Below are 17,055 nucleotides of genomic sequence, written 5' to 3' on the forward strand. Positions count from 1 at the left end.
TTTATTCTAAAAATTAAATTTTAAAACAGAATAAAAAACTATTATTTAAAAATAATTTAATGAAAAATAACGTAAATTTTCATAATTTGTTATTTTTATCTATTGACTCGCATTTTTATTGATTTATATTGACGCTCTAACATTTTTTTAACTTTAACAGGTTGTTCCATGACTCAAACACATAAACGTGAAACATTCTCCGGACGCAGAGCCTTTATTTTTGCGGCGATCGGTTCGGCAGTCGGCTTGGGAAACATTTGGCGTTTCCCTTATGTTACTTATGAAAACGGCGGCGGCGCCTTTATTTTGCCTTACATTGTGGCGTTATTAACGGCCGGTATTCCTTTGGTCTTTTTAGATTATGCTTTAGGCCACAAATTCCGTGCCTCTCCACCACTAGCTTATCGCAAACTCAAAACCGCCTTTGAAACCTTCGGTTGGTGGCAAGTGATGATCAACGTGATTATTGGTCTTTACTATGCGGTTATTCTTGGCTGGGCTGCGAGCTACGCTTATTATTCCTTCAGCTCCGCTTGGGGTAGCAATCCGGTAGATTTCTTCCTGCACGAACACATTAAGATGGCAAGTGAAGTGGCGTTAAGCTTGGATTTTGTTGACACCGTTGTTGGACCGTTACTTGCCGTGTGGATTATCACGTTGTTGATTCTTTCTTTTGGCGTACAAAAAGGCGTGGCGCGTTCTTCCGTTATCTTCATGCCAATTTTGGTGATCATGTTCATTACCTTGGTGGTTTATTCCTTGTTCTTACCAGGTGCAGAAAAAGGTCTTGATGCTTTATTCTCACCAAACTGGGAAAAATTAGCCGACCCAAGTGTTTGGATTGCCGCATACGGTCAAATCTTCTTCTCGCTTTCCATTTGCTTCGGCATCATGTTGACTTATGCCTCTTACTTGAAAAAAGAATCGGATTTAACCGGTGCAGGCTTAGTAGTTGGTTTTGCTAATAGTAGCTTTGAAGTCTTAGCGGGTATCGGCGTATTCTCTGCTTTAGGGTTCATCGCTGTTGCAAACGGACAAGATGTCAGCGAGGTTGCCAAAGGCGGTATCGGCTTAGCGTTCTTTGCCTTCCCAACCATCATTAACCAAGCACCGTTAGGTCAATTATTGGGCGTACTATTCTTCGGTTCTTTAGTTTTCGCCGGGTTAACTTCTTTCATTTCCGTATTAGAAGTTATCATTGCGGCAGTACAAGATAAATTACGCTTACGTCGTGCACATGCCACATTCTTGGTTGGCTTACCAATGATGGTCGCATCTACCTTATTGTTTGGTACGGCAGCCGGCTTACCAATGCTTGATACCATGGACAACTTCGTCAACATGTTTGGTATCGTTGCCGTAGCGTTCTTCTCTTTACTCTCCATTATCGTTACCGGCAGATTAAAAGAACTTGGTGAACACTTAAACGAAACCAGCTCTTTCAAAGTTGGCTCAATCTGGAAAGCCTGCATTGTGGTTACTACCGGCGTATTAGCGTTCATGCTTTACAAAGAAGCCACCAAAGTATTGGCAAACGGCTATGAAGGCTATCCGGAATGGTTCGTTAATACCTTCGGCTGGGGCATGGCGATCGGCTTAGTCATCATCAGTTTCTTACTTTCCCGTTTACCGTGGAAAAATATCGTACAAAAACAAGGAGAAAAATAAGATGTCAACCAATGCAATTATCATGATGGCTATTGCGCTTATCATTATCTGGGGCGGATTATTGGTTTCCGTCATCAGATTACCAAAAGAATAATTTAGCTTTCAAAAACAAAAATCCCATCAAATCATTGATGGGATTTTTTATATAGGAAAAGTGCGGTAGATTTTCTCAGCGTTTTAAAACACCATGAAAACCCACCGCACTTTAACGTTCAACAAACCTTAACTATGACATCCGTCCGTTAGCGATTGGAATAACCTGATCACAAATCGCCATAGTAGAAGCACGATGGCTTACCAAGATAATCAATTTTTCCGCTTTCACGTTTAGCAAGGATTGCAAAATCATGGCTTCGTTTAAGCTGTCCAGATTACTTGTCGGTTCGTCCAACAAAATAATCGGTGCATTGTGCAAGAAGGCGCGGGCAATACCGATACGTTGTTTTTCACCATCGGAAAGGTTGTTTCCCATTTCAGTGATTTTGGTGTCGTAGCCTTCCGGCAAGCTCATGATAAATTCATGAATGGAGGCTTTTTTCGCCGCTTCAATCACTTGCTCTTTCGTTGCCTTACGGTTTGCCAACACAATATTTTCATACACCGTTTCATTGAAAATATAGGTTTGTTGGGTGATGTAAGCGATATTGTCTCGCAAATTCACCGTATTAATGTTTTTTAAGTCCGTATCGTTAATGCAAATACGACCTTGTTGCGGATCGTAAAAACGCATCATTAATTTCAAAAGCGTACTTTTACCGCTACCACTACGACCATGAATTCCCAGAATTTCGCCTTTTTTGATCTGCAAATTCACATCAGACAAAATTTGTTCGTCCGCATAAGCAAAGCTGACGTTTTCTACGTTAATTTGCTGTACATCTGCGATGTTCACGCCATTTTCTACGTCTTTTAATTCGGGTTGTTCTGCCAATAAGGCCAAGACACGTTCACCACTGGCGAGGGTTTGCAATAAGTTGTTAGACAGGTTACTTAAAGCAATCACCGGGCCGTAACTGGACATCAATAAAATCACACCAATGAGCAAGCCGGCAAAATCAATGTAATCGTAAGCAAAGAGCGTTAAGCCCACCAATAAAATCAGGATATTGAAGAAAGACACCGCGATTTCGGTGAACGAACGCACGTTGCCTTCTTGTTGTTTAATTTTTAAAAAGGCTTGGTCAATTTTTTCACTGCGTTGGTGGATTTCCTGTAAGCGTTTTTCCTCGTTGCCGAAAAGTTGAATTTCTTTCATGCCACGAATGCTATCGAGGAAGAAATCGTTCATTTCGCCTACCAGCTCACGGTATTTACGACCATCTTCACGCGCCATTTGGGTGGTGACGATAGGCAAAATAATGCCAAGGGTGACATACGCTAAAAATGCCACCAACACGAACCACCAAGAAATATGAGCGAACACCGCCAATAAAATACCGGAGGTTAAAAAAGCAATGGCGATCGGCGCGATGGTGTGCGCATAAAACACTTCCAACAATTCAATGTCGTTGGTGACCAAGGAAAGCAATTGACCGGATTGTTTGTCCTGCAATTTTACAAACGCCAAACGACGTAATGCACTGAACACTTTGTCGCGCAACAATGCCAATAATTTGAAGGCGATGTAATGGCCAGACATTTGTTCCAAATAACGCAAAATGCCGCGCGCTACCGCAAGCACAATAAGTGCGGTCAAAATTTGCGATAAATTTAAGTGGGTGTGGAAGTTAAGCAATTCCGACAAGCCCATGGCTCCCAGCACCATAATGAAAATAGCACTGAGGAAACCGAGGGTACCCATAATAATGGTGAAACTCATGATATGCGCCAATGGCGTCACCAATTTCATGAGCTGCCACATGACGACAAATCCATTCTTACGCATGATTTGCCCCCGTTCTGATATTTTCTAAATTCTTTTGTTGATTAAACATTTCTGCATAAATTCCGTTTTCAGTCATTAAAGAAGCATGATCGCCTGATTCTGCCAAGTGACCGCTTTGTAACACATAAATTTGATCGGCATTTACCGCATTCGCCAAACGATGAGAAATCATGACGATAGTTTTTTCGTGTTTAAGCTGTTGAATAAATTGCAGAATGATTTCTTCACTTTCTACGTCGATGTTACTGGTGGCTTCATCGAAAACGTATAAGTCGGCATTGTGTAACAAGGCACGCGCCAACGCTAAACGTTGAATTTGACCGCCGGACAAGTTAGTTCCGCGACTTAATAACGTCATATCCAATCCGCCGTTTTCACGGACGAAATTCGCCAAATTAACTTGCTCCAAGCATTGATAAATAGCGTCATCAGAAGCATCGGACAATGCCATCAACATATTTTCTCTGAGGCTGCCTTTGAAAATGTAACTGCTGTGGCTCACCAACGAAACATGGCGATACAAGGAATGACGGTTAATTTGTTTAATATCGACGCCATTAAATAAAATTTCCCCTTGCTGTGCTTGGTAAAAACCCATGAGCAAGGAAACCAGCGTGGATTTACCGCAACCGCTTTTACCCACAAAAACCGTTAATTGCTTCGGCTGAATATTAAGGTTTAAACCGTTAATGGCCGGTTTTTCTGCAGAATAGGCAAAATGTAAATCCCTAATTTGCACGGTAACTTCATTTTTAGCCGGAAAATCCACCGCACTTTTGTTTTCTTCTACCGGAGTATCTAACAGCGTAAAGATTTTTTCTGAAGCGGCCTTGCCGTTCATCGCCACGTGGAAGAAAGAACCGAGTAAGCGTAACGGAATGAAAAATTCGGAAGAAAGCAAAATGAATAAAATGACACCGAAAATGCTTAAGCTGCCGTCTTGGTATTGTAAAAGCGCCGTCAAAATCCCTAATGCCGCACCGCCGTAAGCCAATAAATCCATTAAAGAAACGGAATTTAGCTGCATGGTCAACACTTTCATGGTGATGGTACGGAAATTCTCCGCTTCGATGTCCATTTGTTTGGCTTTGTAATCATCATCTTGATAGATTTTCAAAGTAATCAAACCTTGTAGATTATCCAAAAAGCTGCTGCCTAAACCCACATAAATAGACCAATATTTCGCCAACAAACGTTTTGCGATTTTATTTACCGCAATGATGGACATTGGAATTAACGGCACACAAACCAAAAGAATTAATGAGGTTGGCGCGTTAAAAAAGACCAAGAAAACAAACAATGTGAGCGGTGCAAGCAGGCTGTAAAACAATTGCGGAAGATAACGGCCGAAATAAATTTCCAGTTGTTCCACGCCTTCAGATGCCACTTGGATCACGGAAGATGTAGATTGTTGGTTAACCTGATTCAGCGGCATGGAAGACAATTTTTGATAAATCAGCGTACGCAATTTATGCTTCACTTGCGTACTCGCTTTATAGGAGGCTTTTACCGCCATTTTTCCTGCCCAAGCACGCAACACCAGACAAGCAACCAAAATGACGGTAAAAATGACCGCACTTTGTAGTGTAAGTGTGCGCTCAAACGCCCATTGCAAACAAATGGCAAATACCACCGCACTTATAATCCCGCCGATTAAGGCGACCCAGTTCCATAAGACATTAATAGCAATCCATTTTTTGCTATCTGCGACTGTGTTTATCAGCCGTTTATCAATCATCATAACGTTTATTTTTCCTTAAAAAAATCATATGAGTAAAAAGGGCTACATCATAACATTTTTATAACAAATGATAATTAATTTTATTCTAATTTTTAGTGTTTTTATATTTAACGCTTAAATTTAAAACAAAAAAATAGCACCTTAAGAAAGGTGCTATTTGTATAAAATTCAAATCGGTTTATAGAAAGATATTGGCAAATAACAAACCAAAACCTAAGCAAAATGCCATACTTAATAAACCTGGTAGCATGAAACTGTGGTTGAAAATGTATTTACCGATTCGAGTAGTACCCGTGGTATCAAAGTCAAGTGAAGCGATGATTGGACCGTAGTTCGGGATAAAGAAATAGCCGTTTACCGCAACAAACACACCAATCAAGATTGCCGGTGGAATACCAAGAGCAATACCCAATGGGAACAATGTCGCTACGGTAGCGCCTTGGCTGTTTACGAGTACAGAAAGTACGAACAAGGCGAAGGCAAATGTCCAAGGTGCAGTTTCAACTAAACCTTTTACTAAACCTTTTACTTCCTCAATGTGAGCTTGCATTAAGGTATCTCCTAACCATGCGATACCGAAAATAGCGATTACCGCACGCATACCAGCGTGGAATACGGAACCTTTGGTGATTTCTGTACCATCCGGCTTACAGGTTAAGATAATTAATGCACCGATAGCTAACATAATAATTTCAATGGTGTGCGCCATACCCATCGGTTTGCCGTCAAACACCGGGCGAAGAGAAGGCATTGCGCCCATTAACACGACAAGTAATGCACCGAACAAGAAAAGAGAAACAGAAATTTTCGCTGTTTTGCTGATTTCAAGTTCTTTGCCGCTGATAGTTGAGTTAAAGGCTTCCGCATATTTTGGATCTTTTAAACGACGTTGGTATTCCGGATCATCTTTTAATTCTTTACCCATTTTGTTCACAAATAAACAAGCACAGAAAATACCAAGAACAGTCGATGGAATGGTGACCATTAACACGTCACCCAAGTGAACGCCTTGTGGTTCAAGATAAGCTACTACCGCAACCACAGCTGCAGCAATCGGACTGGCAACAATCGCAAATTGAGAAGCGATAACTGCCATGGACATTGGACGTTCCGGACGAACACCGTTTTGGCGACTCACTTCAGCGATAACCGGCAACACAGAGTAAGCAACGTGACCTGTACCTGCTAATAAGGTAAACGTCCAAGTTACTGCCGGCGCAATAAACGTGATGTGTTTTGGATTGCGACGTAAAATATTGGTCGCGATTTTGATCATGTAATCCAAGCCACCGGCAGCTTGCATAGCCGCAGCGGCGGAAACGACCGCCATAATCATAAACATAACGTCAATTGGCAAGCCTGCCGGTTTTAACCCAAAACCGAAAGATAAAATAGCAAGCCCCAAGCCGCCAAAAACACCCAAACCGATACCGCCAACACGTGCACCGACCAAAATACAGAGCAACACGATGGCGAATTGAAGTAAAAACATAGCAGACATACTGCCTCCTTAGAGAATGAAAATAAAATCTGTGTAACGTATAAGAAATTATACTCAGTTATATTTTGATAGAGATGCCTTCCCAAGGCAATCGGGATTTAACAGCCCACAAAGTTCAGCCTAATTATATAAGAATGTTGTAACACTGAGTATGGTTGATTTTGAATGTTCTCATTAAATTATGATCCATATCAGGTTTTAAACAAAATTTTGATGATTATTTCAACAAAATCAACACCCTCCATAAAAACAATAACTTTTGATAAATAGTCAAAGTAAAGTTATACTTGAACCCTTATTTTTAAACCTAATTATTGAGAAATATATGGAAGAATTTATGCCGATGGCAATTGAATTTGCCAAAAATCATTCTTTAATTGTTGTTGCTTGGGTCGCTATTTTTCTAATGGTTATCTACCACTTCATCAAATCAGCCACCAGCAAAACGAAAGTGATTGAAAATATGGAAGCCATTGCGTTAATTAACAACCAAAATGCTGTTGTTATTGATTTACGCTCAATGGATGACTTTAATAAAGGCCATATCATTAACAGTTTAAACCTGCTTCCTACCGAAATAAAAAATCACAATGTTGGTAAAATCGAACAACATAAAGAAACGCCTGTTATTTTAGTTTGTGCCAACGGTGTGACTTCCGCTTCTTCTGCTGAAATTTTGGCAAAACAAGGATTTATTCACGTTTATTCCTTGAAAGAAGGCATTGCAGGCTGGCGAGCAGCAAATTTACCTTTAGTTAAAAAATAAATAAGGACACAAAAATGACCGAAGAAAACAAAGATGTTGTAAACAACGAGGAACAAGAAGTCCAAGCAGTACTTCAAATTCAACGTATTTATGTCAAAGACGTTTCTTTTGAAGCACCTAATTTGCCACACATTTTCAATCAAGAGTGGAAACCAAAACTGGCTTTTGATTTATCTACTGAAACCGTTAAATTAGCCGATGATTTATACGAAGTTTGCCTAAATATTTCCGTTGAAACTACTTTAGAAGATTCTGGCGATGTGGCGTTTATTTGTGAAGTGAAACAAGCCGGTGTATTCACTATTAGCGGTTTAGAAGATATGCAAATGGCACATTGCTTAACAGCTCAATGCCCAAATATGTTATTCCCTTACGCCCGTGAATTGGTGTCTAACTTAGTCAACCGCGGTACTTTCCCTGCATTAAATCTTTCTCCGGTTAACTTCGATGCTTTGTTTGTTGAATATTTACAACGTCAACAACAAGAGCAAGAATCTGCCGAGCAAGCAAAAGCAAATTAATCTCAAAAAACCCACTTTATCAAAAGTGGGTTCTATTTTTTCGTTACTCTCATTTCTATCCGTCAAGGAGTCAATGATGAATACGACCTTAACCCATTCTTCTATTACCGTATTAGGCGCCGGTTCTTTTGGTACTGCTTTGGCTATCGCATTTTCCCGCAATGGACATTTAACCCATCTTTGGGGACATAATCCGACAAAAATGCAAAAACTTGATAGCGAGCGACAAAATACAGAATTTTTACCGGAGATTGTTTTTCCCGATTCGCTCCAAATAGAAACGGATTTAGCCAAAGCCATTCAAGCTTCACGCGATTTATTATTAGCCGTTCCAAGTCATTGTTTTGGTGAAATTCTCGATCAAATTCGACCGCACTTACGTCCTGATAGCCGTATTGTTTGGGCTACAAAAGGCTTAGAAAGAGATACCGGTCGTTTGTTGGAAGACGTTATCAAAGAAAAATTAGGCAACCACTATCCTTTAGCGGTACTTTCCGGCCCAACTTTTGCCAAAGAGTTGGCTTCTGGTCTCCCGACAGCTATTACCTTAGCTTCCAACGATGAAGAATTTGCATTGCAATTTCAAGCGCGCATTCATTGCAGTAAACATTTCCGCGTTTACATTAATAACGATATGCTTGGTGTACAACTTGGCGGTGCCATTAAAAACGTTATTGCCATTGGCGCAGGGATGTCCGACGGCATGGGATTTGGCGCAAACGCTAGAACAGCACTTATCACGCGCGGTATTGCCGAAATATCTCGTTTAGGTATCGCCCTTGGCGCAAATCCAAATACTTTTATGGGCATGTCCGGCTTAGGCGATCTTGTTTTAACCTGTACGGATAACCAATCCCGCAATCGTCGTTTCGGTATGATGTTAGGACAAGGTTTTTCCGCCCAAACAGCAATGGATAATATTGGCCAAGTGGTGGAAGGTTTCTATAACACCAAAGAAGCTCATTTACTCGCACAACAACACGGTATTGAAATGCCTATCACTGAACAAATTTACCAAGTGCTGTTCTGTGGCAAAAATGCAAAAGAAGCCGCATTGAGTTTATTAGGTAGAGAACGTAAAGAGGAATAATCCATGTCATCAATGGTTTGGCAATATATTCGTCAAGAAGCAAAAGCGTTGGTAGAAAACGAACCTATGCTTGCCAGTTTTTTCCATTCAACGATTTTAAAACATCATAATTTAGGCAGCGCATTAAGTTACATTTTAGCCAATAAATTGGCCAATACCATTATGCCGGCCATTGCGTTACGCGAAATTATCGAAGAAACCTATCAGGAAAAACCAAGTATCATTGAATGCGCCGCTTTTGATATTCAAGCGGTTCGTCAACGTGATCCGGCGGTAGAACTTTGGTCAACTCCCTTGCTTTATTTAAAAGGGTTTCACGCTATTCAAAGTTATCGCATTACCCATTATTTATGGCAACAAAACCGTAAAGCACTGGCTATCTACCTGCAAAACCAAATTTCCGTTGCGTTTGACGTAGATATTCACCCTGCTGCCAAAATCGGACATGGCATTATGTTCGACCACGCCACCGGCATTGTTGTCGGTGAAACCTCCGTGATTGAAAATAACGTGTCTATTTTACAGGGCGTCACCCTAGGAGGTACCGGAAAAGAATGTGGTGATCGCCATCCGAAAATTCGTGAAGGGGTCATGATTGGCGCAGGTGCAAAAATTTTGGGCAATATTGAAGTGGGTAAATACGCTAAAATTGGCGCAAATTCTGTCGTGTTACAGTCGATTCCTGAGTATGCTACCGCCGCCGGCGTACCAGCACGAATTATCGGAAAAGATAAAGACGCCAAACCGGCATTTGATATGAACCAAAATTTTATTGATTTAGGAATGGAATTGAATATTTAGGCTCAACGGTTATCTCAAAGTTGAGCCTAAAAACATCTTCAAAAATGACCGCACTTTAACGTTTATTAAGCCCCTATTAAACGCGAAAGTGCGGTGTCTTTTCGGTCTAAATAATGGGTAGATTGAATACGACGGATTGTTCTGGATTTTCCTCGAATTAATAAGGTTTCCGTGGTTGCCAAATTACCTTTACGATGAATGCCTTTTAATAAATCGCCATTAGTAATTCCAGTGGCCGCAAAAACTAAATTATCATCACGTACCAATTGTTCAAGCTGTAATACCGTATTTACTTGAACGCCCATTTCTTCACAACGACGTATTTCTTCTGCTGCCAAGCCATTATTTTCCGGAGTTTCCCCTTTAACGACATTTCGTGGTAATAAACGGGATTGCATATCTCCCCCTAAAGCACGAATTGCCGCCGCCGCAATAACCCCTTCCGGTGCGCCGCCAATCCCATACACCATGTCAATTTCCGCTTCCGGTAAACAACATAATACCGATGCCGCAATATCACCATCTGGAATAGTAAATACGCGTACACCTAATTGATGCATTTTATCAATAACCTCTTTATGACGAGGTTTATCTAAAATCGTTACCGTTAAGTCAGATAATAATTTACCCAATTTAGAGGCGACACGACGCAAGTTTTGTTCAAGCGGTAAATTTAAATCGATGATGCCTTTAGCCTCCGGGCCAACCACCATTTTTTCCATATACATATCAGGCGCTTTTAAAAAAGTATTTTTACCACCTGCTGCCAACACGGAAATAGCATTAGTTTGCCCCATTGCCGTCATACGCGTGCCATCAATGGGATCAACGGCAATTGACACTAACTCGCCCATGCCGGACCCTACTTTTTCACCAATATACAGCATTGGCGCTTGATCAATTTCGCCTTCTCCAATAACGACTTCCGCATCCATATGCACTAAATTCAACATATAACGCATTGCTTTCACGGCGGCATCATCAGCCGAATTTTTATCACCACGTCCTAACCAAGCAAACCCGGCTAATGCGGCGACTTCTGTTACTCTTGAAAACTCAATGGCTAATGATCTGTTCATGGGAATTCCTTAAAAATGAGAAGTAAAAAAATCGGCTTATTTTATCACTAAGCAAACGTTTGCATACCAAAAACATCAAGAAATTTTCTACAGGGTAATTAATTCAAAGATTATTTGATTCTCCGCTTTAATAAAACCAATTAACTAGGTAGAATAAAGCCACTTTTATCCATTTGTTTTAGAGGAAATTACCATGTCATTCGAAGTATTAGATCAGTTAGAAAACAAAATTAAGCAAACAGTTGAAACTATTCAATTACTTCAATTAGAAGTTGAAGAGTTAAAAGAAAAAAACAACAAATCACAACAAGAAAACGATGCATTACGTGGTGAAAACGAACAGTTAAGAAACGAACAGCAAAATATTCAAGAGCGTTTACGTTCCATCATAGGCATGACTGACGGTATCTAATCGATTAATAAAAAACAAAGGCTTAGTTAATCTAAGCCTTCTTTTTTTGGAGAAAAAAATGCAACCTAAAATTTGCTTAATCACCGGCAGCACTTTAGGCGGTGCCGAATATGTTGCCGAACATGTAGAAAGCGTATTACAACAGCAGGGATTTAGCACAGAGTTACATCATGGCCCGACATTAAATGAAGTAATCAATGAAAAATTATGGTTGGTGGTAACTTCCACCCATGGTGCCGGAGAGCTGCCGGATAATCTCAAACCGTTATTTGAAGCACTTGATGCAAGCGATATAGATCTTTCAACATTGAAATTTGCGGTGATCGGTTTAGGAAATTCTGATTACGACACCTTTTGCTTTGCCGTAGATAGAGTAGAACAAACGTTATTGGCAAAAAGTGCGGTCAAAATTATCGATGCTTTGCGGATTGACGTCTTAACAGAAACCGACCAAGAACAATGCGCAGAGGACTGGTTGCCTAATTTTACGAATAAAATTTCATCAATATCGTTTTCATAAAATCAATTAATAAGAAAAAACACTTGTGGATAACTTAACATAAAATTGTTAAAAATCTGTTTTTATAAAATGGGTAACTTTTTCAAAAGATCATGCTGTGGATAAACCACGAAGTTATAAACAAGAATTGATGTGTAGGATCAGTACGATCTTAACAGTTTTAAAAATGATCTATGTTCTTCATTTACAACATAAAAAAGATCTTATTCAAGCTATTTAGCGATCCTAATAATAGTAATAATAAAATAGATCTTTATATAAAGATCTTACTCTTATTAGCGAGAGATCCTTTTTATGATCTCTCTTTCTCTTTCAATGAAACTGACCTTTTAACAAAACAAGATTTTCAGTAGAATAGCGACCAATTTTTTTAAAGGATCAAAAGATCCGTACCTCATTCAAAATAGAGATCATTAATAATCATGTTTTACACTGAAACCTATGATGTCATCGTGATCGGTGGCGGTCATGCAGGGACTGAAGCCGCATTGGCGCCTGCTCGTATGGGATTAAAAACCCTATTACTTACTCATAATGTAGATACCCTAGGACAAATGTCTTGTAACCCGGCAATTGGCGGAATAGGAAAAGGCCATTTAGTCAGAGAGATTGATGCCATGGGCGGTTTAATGGCCACGGCAGCAGATCAGGCAGGTATTCAATTTCGTACACTAAATAGCAGTAAAGGTCCGGCTGTGCGAGCGACTCGTGCACAGGCAGACCGTGTGCTATATCGACAAGCAGTAAGAATTGCTCTTGAAAATCAACCTAATTTAGATATTTTCCAACAAGAAGTCAGCGATATTTTAGTAGAGCAAGATCGCGCTACCGGTGTTGTGACGAAAATGGGACTGAAATTTCATGCGAAATCAGTAATTTTAACTGCCGGCACGTTCTTAGCCGGTAAGATCCATATTGGTTTGGAAAATTATGAAGGTGGACGCGCGGGTGATCCGGCTTCTGTTACACTTTCTCATCGTTTAAGAGATCTTGGTTTACGTGTGGATCGTTTAAAAACGGGAACACCCCCACGTATTGATGCGCGTACCATTGATTTTTCCGTACTTGCTGAACAGCATGGTGATGCACAGTTGCCGGTATTTTCTTTCATGGGATCCGTTGATCAGCATCCTCGCCAGATTCCGTGTTTTATCACACATACGAATGAAAAAACACACGAAGTGATCCGTCATAATTTGGATCGTAGCCCAATGTACACGGGAGTGATAGAAGGAATTGGTCCGCGTTACTGTCCATCTATTGAAGATAAAGTAATGCGTTTTGCCGATCGTAATTCGCATCAAATTTATTTAGAACCGGAAGGTTTAACGACAAATGAGATTTACCCGAACGGGATTTCCACCAGTTTGCCGTTTGACGTACAAATGGGTATCGTGAATTCTATGAAAGGGTTGGAAAATGCCCGTATTGTTAAACCGGGTTACGCCATTGAATATGATTATTTTGATCCCCGTGATTTAAAACCAACGTTAGAAACCAAATCCATTCAAGGTTTATTCTTTGCCGGTCAAATTAACGGGACGACCGGTTACGAAGAGGCTGCCTCTCAAGGGTTGTTAGCAGGAATTAACGCGGGTCTTTATGTGCAAGAAAAAGAGGCTTGGTTCCCACGTCGTGATCAGGCTTACATGGGCGTATTGGTGGATGATCTTTGCACGCTTGGCACCAAAGAACCTTATCGTGTATTCACGTCCCGAGCGGAATATCGTTTGCTATTGCGTGAAGATAATGCCGACATTCGTTTAACGCCAATTGCTCATGAATTAGGGTTAATTGACGAAGCCCGCTGGGCACGTTTCAATCAGAAAATGGAAAATATTGAACAAGAACGTCAGCGTTTACGCAGTATTTGGTTACATCCACGCTCAAAACATTTAGAAGAAGCCAACCAAGTATTAGGCAGTCCGTTAGTGCGTGAAGCCAGTGGTGAAGATTTATTGCGTCGTCCGGAAATAAATTATCAAATTTTGACCGCACTTACGCCGTTTCAGCCACCGATGGCCGATAAAGAAGCGATTGAACAAGTGGAAATTGCTATTAAATATCAAGGGTATATAGAACATCAGCAAGACGAAATCGAAAAACAAAAACGTCATGAAAATACGGCTATTCCGGCTAACTTTGATTATAGTAAAGTGTCTGGTTTATCCAATGAAGTACGTGCGAAGTTGGAACAGCATCGCCCGGTGTCTATTGGACAAGCTAGCCGTATTTCCGGTATTACGCCGGCAGCCATTTCCATTATTTTGGTGAATTTGAAAAAACAAGGCATGTTAAAACGTGGTGAGTAATGGCTAATTTAGAACTTCAATTAACGGATAAGCTAAAAACATTATTAAAACAAACCGCACTTTCTGTCACGGAGCAACAGCAACAACAATTAGTTAAGTTGGTTTTATTGATCGATAAATGGAATAAGGCATATAACCTGACTTCAGTACGTGATCCGCAAGAAATGTTGGTTAAACATATTTTAGACAGTATTGTGGTTAGCCCTTATTTACAAGGTAACCGTTTTATTGATGTCGGCACCGGTCCGGGTTTGCCCGGTTTGCCTTTAGCCATTGTTAATCCGCAAAAACAATTTGTTCTATTGGATAGTTTAGGTAAACGTATTAGTTTTATTCGTAATGCTATTCGTGGGCTGGGGCTAACTAATGTAGAACCGGTACTAAGCCGAGTAGAAGATTACCATCCCGATCATCAATTTGATGGCGTGTTAAGTCGTGCTTTTGCTTCCTTAAAAGACATGACCGACTGGTGTCATCATTTACCTAAATCGGATGGATTATTTTATGCGCTAAAGGGTCTTTATCACGAAGAAGAAGTGAAAGAATTAAATCCTCAATTTAAGGTGAAAAATGTCATTAAATTAGAGGTTCCCGAACTAACCGGGGAGCGGCATCTCGTCATTTTGTGATGATTTGTTTAAAGTGTGATTTATTTAACGCTTTTTTTACTTTTTTATGTTGAATCTCTTTAGTTCAAAGGTATAATTAGCCAGTTTTTGCATATAAAAAGTAAAATAATGTCCAGAGTTTTAACGCAGACTAAAAATCGTTATAAAAAAACGATGCTAACAGAGATTGGTATCATCCTCGTTTTGAGTGTGCTGTTAGCTTTCTGGAATGGAAAAAGTGCGGTTGATTTTGGTTTAGGATTTCTCTGTGCTTTTTTACCTTTTTGTTTTTTTGTTTATGCGATTTTTTATCGCAAACAACATTTATCAACAAAACTGACCGCACTTTATCGTGGGGAAATTGTTAAATTTATCTTAACAATTATTCTTATCGCTGTAGCATTTAAATGGTTGGTTATAAAAGAATTTATTCTATTTTTTATAGGTTTTTTTATGGCATTAATGTTGAATAATCTTATTCCATTTTTGCTTAATAGGTCTTAATTTTTTATAAAGGGTTACTATGTCTGGACAAACAACCTCTGAATATATCAGTCACCATTTATCATTTTTAAAAAGTGGTGATGGTTTTTGGAATATTCATATAGATACCTTATTTTTCTCTATCGTATCAGCCATTATTTTCCTTTTCATTTTTTCACGTGTTGCGAAAAAAGCGACACCGGGCGTGCCAAGCAAAATGCAATGTTTGGTCGAAATTTTAGTGGAATGGATTAATGGTATCGTAAAAGAGAACTTCCATGGTCCACGTAATGTTGTTGCGCCATTGGCGTTAACCATTTTTTGTTGGGTATTCATTATGAATGCCATCGACTTAATCCCGGTGGATTTTCTTCCGCAATTTGCAGGTTTATTTGGTATTCACTATTTGAGAGCTGTGCCAACAGCGGATATCAGTGCGACACTAGGTATGTCAATCTGTGTATTCTTCCTGATTCTTTTCTATACAGTAAAATCCAAAGGTTTTGGCGGTTTGGTTAAGGAATATACGTTACACCCATTTAACCATTGGGCGTTTATTCCGGTTAACTTTATTCTTGAAACCGTCACTTTACTGGCTAAACCGATTTCTCTGGCTTTCCGTTTGTTCGGTAATATGTATGCAGGGGAATTGATCTTTATTCTTATCGCTGTGATGTATTCTGCGGATATGGCACTTGCAGCATTGGGAATCCCGTTACACCTCGCTTGGGCTATTTTCCATATTTTGGTTATTACGTTACAAGCATTCATCTTTATGATGTTGACGGTTGTTTACTTGAGTATTGCTTATAACAAAGCAGATCATTAATTTTATTTTTTTATTAACCAGCTCTAGGGCTAAACTTAACTTCTATTGGAGAACATTATGGAAACTGTAATTACAGCTACAATCATCGGTGCATCAATTCTTCTTGCATTCGCTGCATTAGGTACAGCAATCGGCTTTGCTATCTTAGGTGGTAAATTCTTAGAATCTTCTGCTCGTCAGCCTGAGCTTGCATCTAGCCTATTAACTAAAATGTTTATCGTTGCAGGTTTATTGGATGCGATTGCGATGATTGCTGTTGGTATTTCTTTACTTTTCATTTTCGCAAACCCATTCATCGGTTTATTACAATAATCACCTTATTTGCTTATCAACGTAAAACAAGCAGATTAAGGAGGACGTTGTGAATTTAAATGCAACATTGATTGGTCAACTTATTGCGTTTGCAATTTTCGTGTGGTTCTGCATTAAATTTGTTTGGCCACCAATTATTAATGCAATTGAAAAACGTCAAAGCCAAATTGCGAATGCTTTAGCTTCTGCTGAAGCGGCGAAAAAAGAACAAGCAGATACAAAAATGCTTGTTGAAAAAGAAATTTCCCAAGCAAAAATTCAAGCACAAGAAATTTTAGATTTAGCCAATAAACGTCGCAATGAAGTTTTAGACGAAGTGAAGGCAGAAGCCGAAGAACTTAAAGCTAAAATTATTGAACAAGGCTATGCAGAGGTTGAAGCTGAACGCAAACGTGTTCAAGAAGAATTACGTATTAAAGTTGCGTCTTTGGCTATTGCAGGTGCTGAAAAAATTGTTGGGCGTACTGTGGATGAAGCAGCCAACAATGACATTATTGATAAATTAGTTGCAGAACTATAAGAAGGTT

Annotated in this window: 18 protein-coding genes; 14 read left to right on the plus strand and 4 right to left on the minus strand. The window is 39.7% G+C overall.

What is annotated here, in order from left to right; translation table 11 throughout:
* Positions 1 to 168 precede the first annotated feature (168 nt).
* Positions 169 to 1,668 carry a sodium-dependent transporter gene (locus AC30SH_RS00110; protein WP_489581941.1) on the plus strand — a complete coding sequence of 500 codons (1,500 nt, stop codon included), beginning with the start codon at positions 169 to 171 and terminating at the stop codon, positions 1,666 to 1,668.
* Position 1,669: 1 nt separating this feature from the next.
* On the plus strand, positions 1,670 to 1,762 hold the full coding sequence (locus AC30SH_RS00115) for a methionine/alanine import family NSS transporter small subunit (protein WP_005702403.1): 93 nt from the start codon (positions 1,670 to 1,672) through the stop codon (positions 1,760 to 1,762).
* Positions 1,763 to 1,894: 132 nt separating this feature from the next.
* Here AC30SH_RS00115 and cydC read toward each other — a convergent pair whose 3' ends face one another.
* The 3 genes from cydC to AC30SH_RS00130 form a co-directional block, all read right to left on the minus strand.
* Entirely contained in the window at positions 1,895 to 3,553 is a 1,659-nt protein-coding gene (gene cydC, locus AC30SH_RS00120; RefSeq protein WP_489581942.1) for a thiol reductant ABC exporter subunit CydC, read from the minus strand.
* Positions 3,546 to 5,294, minus strand: coding sequence for an ABC transporter ATP-binding protein/permease (locus AC30SH_RS00125; RefSeq protein WP_315027793.1), 1,749 nt, complete (start codon positions 5,292 to 5,294; stop codon positions 3,546 to 3,548). Before AC30SH_RS00125 ends, cydC begins: the two co-directional genes overlap by 8 nt.
* Before the next feature lie 178 nt (positions 5,295 to 5,472).
* Positions 5,473 to 6,795, minus strand: coding sequence for an anaerobic C4-dicarboxylate transporter (locus tag AC30SH_RS00130; RefSeq protein WP_212510171.1), 1,323 nt, complete (start codon positions 6,793 to 6,795; stop codon positions 5,473 to 5,475).
* Between the two features lie 325 nt (positions 6,796 to 7,120).
* Here AC30SH_RS00130 and AC30SH_RS00135 point away from each other — a divergent pair, with 325 nt between their 5' ends.
* The 4 genes from AC30SH_RS00135 (at position 7,121) to cysE (ending at position 9,973) form a co-directional block, all read left to right on the plus strand.
* Positions 7,121 to 7,561, plus strand: coding sequence for a rhodanese-like domain-containing protein (locus AC30SH_RS00135; protein WP_212510170.1), 441 nt, complete (start codon positions 7,121 to 7,123; stop codon positions 7,559 to 7,561).
* A gap of 14 nt (positions 7,562 to 7,575) precedes the next feature.
* Positions 7,576 to 8,082 carry a protein-export chaperone SecB gene (gene secB, locus AC30SH_RS00140; RefSeq protein ID WP_006719920.1) on the plus strand — a complete coding sequence of 169 codons (507 nt, stop codon included), beginning with the start codon at positions 7,576 to 7,578 and terminating at the stop codon, positions 8,080 to 8,082.
* A gap of 76 nt (positions 8,083 to 8,158) precedes the next feature.
* Positions 8,159 to 9,172: an NAD(P)H-dependent glycerol-3-phosphate dehydrogenase gene (gpsA, locus tag AC30SH_RS00145; protein ID WP_109128950.1), complete on the plus strand. Its 1,014-nt coding sequence runs from the start codon at positions 8,159 to 8,161 to the stop codon at positions 9,170 to 9,172.
* 3 nt (positions 9,173 to 9,175) lie between these two features.
* Positions 9,176 to 9,973: a serine O-acetyltransferase gene (gene cysE / locus AC30SH_RS00150; protein ID WP_212510169.1), complete on the plus strand. Its 798-nt coding sequence runs from the start codon at positions 9,176 to 9,178 to the stop codon at positions 9,971 to 9,973.
* Between the two features lie 65 nt (positions 9,974 to 10,038).
* On the opposite strand, the gene glpX is transcribed toward cysE, so the two are convergent.
* Complete coding sequence (gene glpX, locus AC30SH_RS00155; protein ID WP_109859997.1) at positions 10,039 to 11,052, minus strand: class II fructose-bisphosphatase; 1,014 nt, start codon at positions 11,050 to 11,052, stop codon at positions 10,039 to 10,041.
* A 193-nt stretch (positions 11,053 to 11,245) separates the two neighbouring features.
* Between glpX and zapB the strand changes: the two genes are divergently transcribed.
* From zapB to atpF, 8 genes are all read left to right on the plus strand, one after another.
* Positions 11,246 to 11,464, plus strand: a complete 219-nt coding sequence (gene zapB, locus AC30SH_RS00160; protein WP_006719913.1) for a cell division protein ZapB — start codon at positions 11,246 to 11,248, stop codon at positions 11,462 to 11,464.
* Positions 11,465 to 11,522: 58 nt separating this feature from the next.
* The gene (gene mioC, locus AC30SH_RS00165) at positions 11,523 to 11,984 is read left to right on the plus strand and encodes an FMN-binding protein MioC (protein ID WP_314886441.1); all 462 of its coding nucleotides are present in this window, start codon (positions 11,523 to 11,525) and stop codon (positions 11,982 to 11,984) included.
* Between the two features lie 422 nt (positions 11,985 to 12,406).
* Positions 12,407 to 14,296: a tRNA uridine-5-carboxymethylaminomethyl(34) synthesis enzyme MnmG gene (mnmG, locus tag AC30SH_RS00170; protein WP_111306420.1), complete on the plus strand. Its 1,890-nt coding sequence runs from the start codon at positions 12,407 to 12,409 to the stop codon at positions 14,294 to 14,296.
* On the plus strand, positions 14,296 to 14,925 hold the full coding sequence (gene rsmG, locus AC30SH_RS00175; protein ID WP_111306421.1) for a 16S rRNA (guanine(527)-N(7))-methyltransferase RsmG: 630 nt from the start codon (positions 14,296 to 14,298) through the stop codon (positions 14,923 to 14,925). Before mnmG ends, rsmG begins: the two co-directional genes overlap by 1 nt.
* 108 nt (positions 14,926 to 15,033) lie before the next feature.
* Positions 15,034 to 15,408, plus strand: coding sequence for an ATP synthase subunit I (locus AC30SH_RS00180; RefSeq protein WP_048749155.1), 375 nt, complete (start codon positions 15,034 to 15,036; stop codon positions 15,406 to 15,408).
* Positions 15,409 to 15,427: 19 nt separating this feature from the next.
* A complete protein-coding gene (atpB, locus tag AC30SH_RS00185) occupies positions 15,428 to 16,216 on the plus strand; it encodes a F0F1 ATP synthase subunit A (RefSeq protein WP_212510164.1) in 789 nt (262 codons plus the stop codon).
* A 57-nt stretch (positions 16,217 to 16,273) separates the two neighbouring features.
* On the plus strand, positions 16,274 to 16,528 hold the full coding sequence (gene atpE / locus AC30SH_RS00190; RefSeq protein WP_005702422.1) for a F0F1 ATP synthase subunit C: 255 nt from the start codon (positions 16,274 to 16,276) through the stop codon (positions 16,526 to 16,528).
* A gap of 49 nt (positions 16,529 to 16,577) precedes the next feature.
* A complete protein-coding gene (gene atpF, locus AC30SH_RS00195) occupies positions 16,578 to 17,048 on the plus strand; it encodes a F0F1 ATP synthase subunit B (protein WP_314886438.1) in 471 nt (156 codons plus the stop codon).
* Positions 17,049 to 17,055: the final 7 nt, after the last annotated feature.

The sequence above is a fragment of the Aggregatibacter sp. HK296 genome (assembly GCF_980469475.1).

Coding starts and splice junctions, on each gene's coding strand:
- AC30SH_RS00110 (WP_489581941.1), top strand. CDS start 169: ATGACTCAAACACATAAACGTGAAACATTCTCCGGACGCAGAGCCTTT.
- AC30SH_RS00115 (WP_005702403.1), top strand. CDS start 1,670: ATGTCAACCAATGCAATTATCATGATGGCTATTGCGCTTATCATTATC.
- cydC (WP_489581942.1), bottom strand. CDS start 3,553: ATGCGTAAGAATGGATTTGTCGTCATGTGGCAGCTCATGAAATTGGTG.
- AC30SH_RS00125 (WP_315027793.1), bottom strand. CDS start 5,294: ATGATGATTGATAAACGGCTGATAAACACAGTCGCAGATAGCAAAAAA.
- AC30SH_RS00130 (WP_212510171.1), bottom strand. CDS start 6,795: ATGTCTGCTATGTTTTTACTTCAATTCGCCATCGTGTTGCTCTGTATT.
- AC30SH_RS00135 (WP_212510170.1), top strand. CDS start 7,121: ATGGAAGAATTTATGCCGATGGCAATTGAATTTGCCAAAAATCATTCT.
- secB (WP_006719920.1), top strand. CDS start 7,576: ATGACCGAAGAAAACAAAGATGTTGTAAACAACGAGGAACAAGAAGTC.
- gpsA (WP_109128950.1), top strand. CDS start 8,159: ATGAATACGACCTTAACCCATTCTTCTATTACCGTATTAGGCGCCGGT.
- cysE (WP_212510169.1), top strand. CDS start 9,176: ATGTCATCAATGGTTTGGCAATATATTCGTCAAGAAGCAAAAGCGTTG.
- glpX (WP_109859997.1), bottom strand. CDS start 11,052: ATGAACAGATCATTAGCCATTGAGTTTTCAAGAGTAACAGAAGTCGCC.
- zapB (WP_006719913.1), top strand. CDS start 11,246: ATGTCATTCGAAGTATTAGATCAGTTAGAAAACAAAATTAAGCAAACA.
- mioC (WP_314886441.1), top strand. CDS start 11,523: ATGCAACCTAAAATTTGCTTAATCACCGGCAGCACTTTAGGCGGTGCC.
- mnmG (WP_111306420.1), top strand. CDS start 12,407: ATGTTTTACACTGAAACCTATGATGTCATCGTGATCGGTGGCGGTCAT.
- rsmG (WP_111306421.1), top strand. CDS start 14,296: ATGGCTAATTTAGAACTTCAATTAACGGATAAGCTAAAAACATTATTA.
- AC30SH_RS00180 (WP_048749155.1), top strand. CDS start 15,034: ATGTCCAGAGTTTTAACGCAGACTAAAAATCGTTATAAAAAAACGATG.
- atpB (WP_212510164.1), top strand. CDS start 15,428: ATGTCTGGACAAACAACCTCTGAATATATCAGTCACCATTTATCATTT.
- atpE (WP_005702422.1), top strand. CDS start 16,274: ATGGAAACTGTAATTACAGCTACAATCATCGGTGCATCAATTCTTCTT.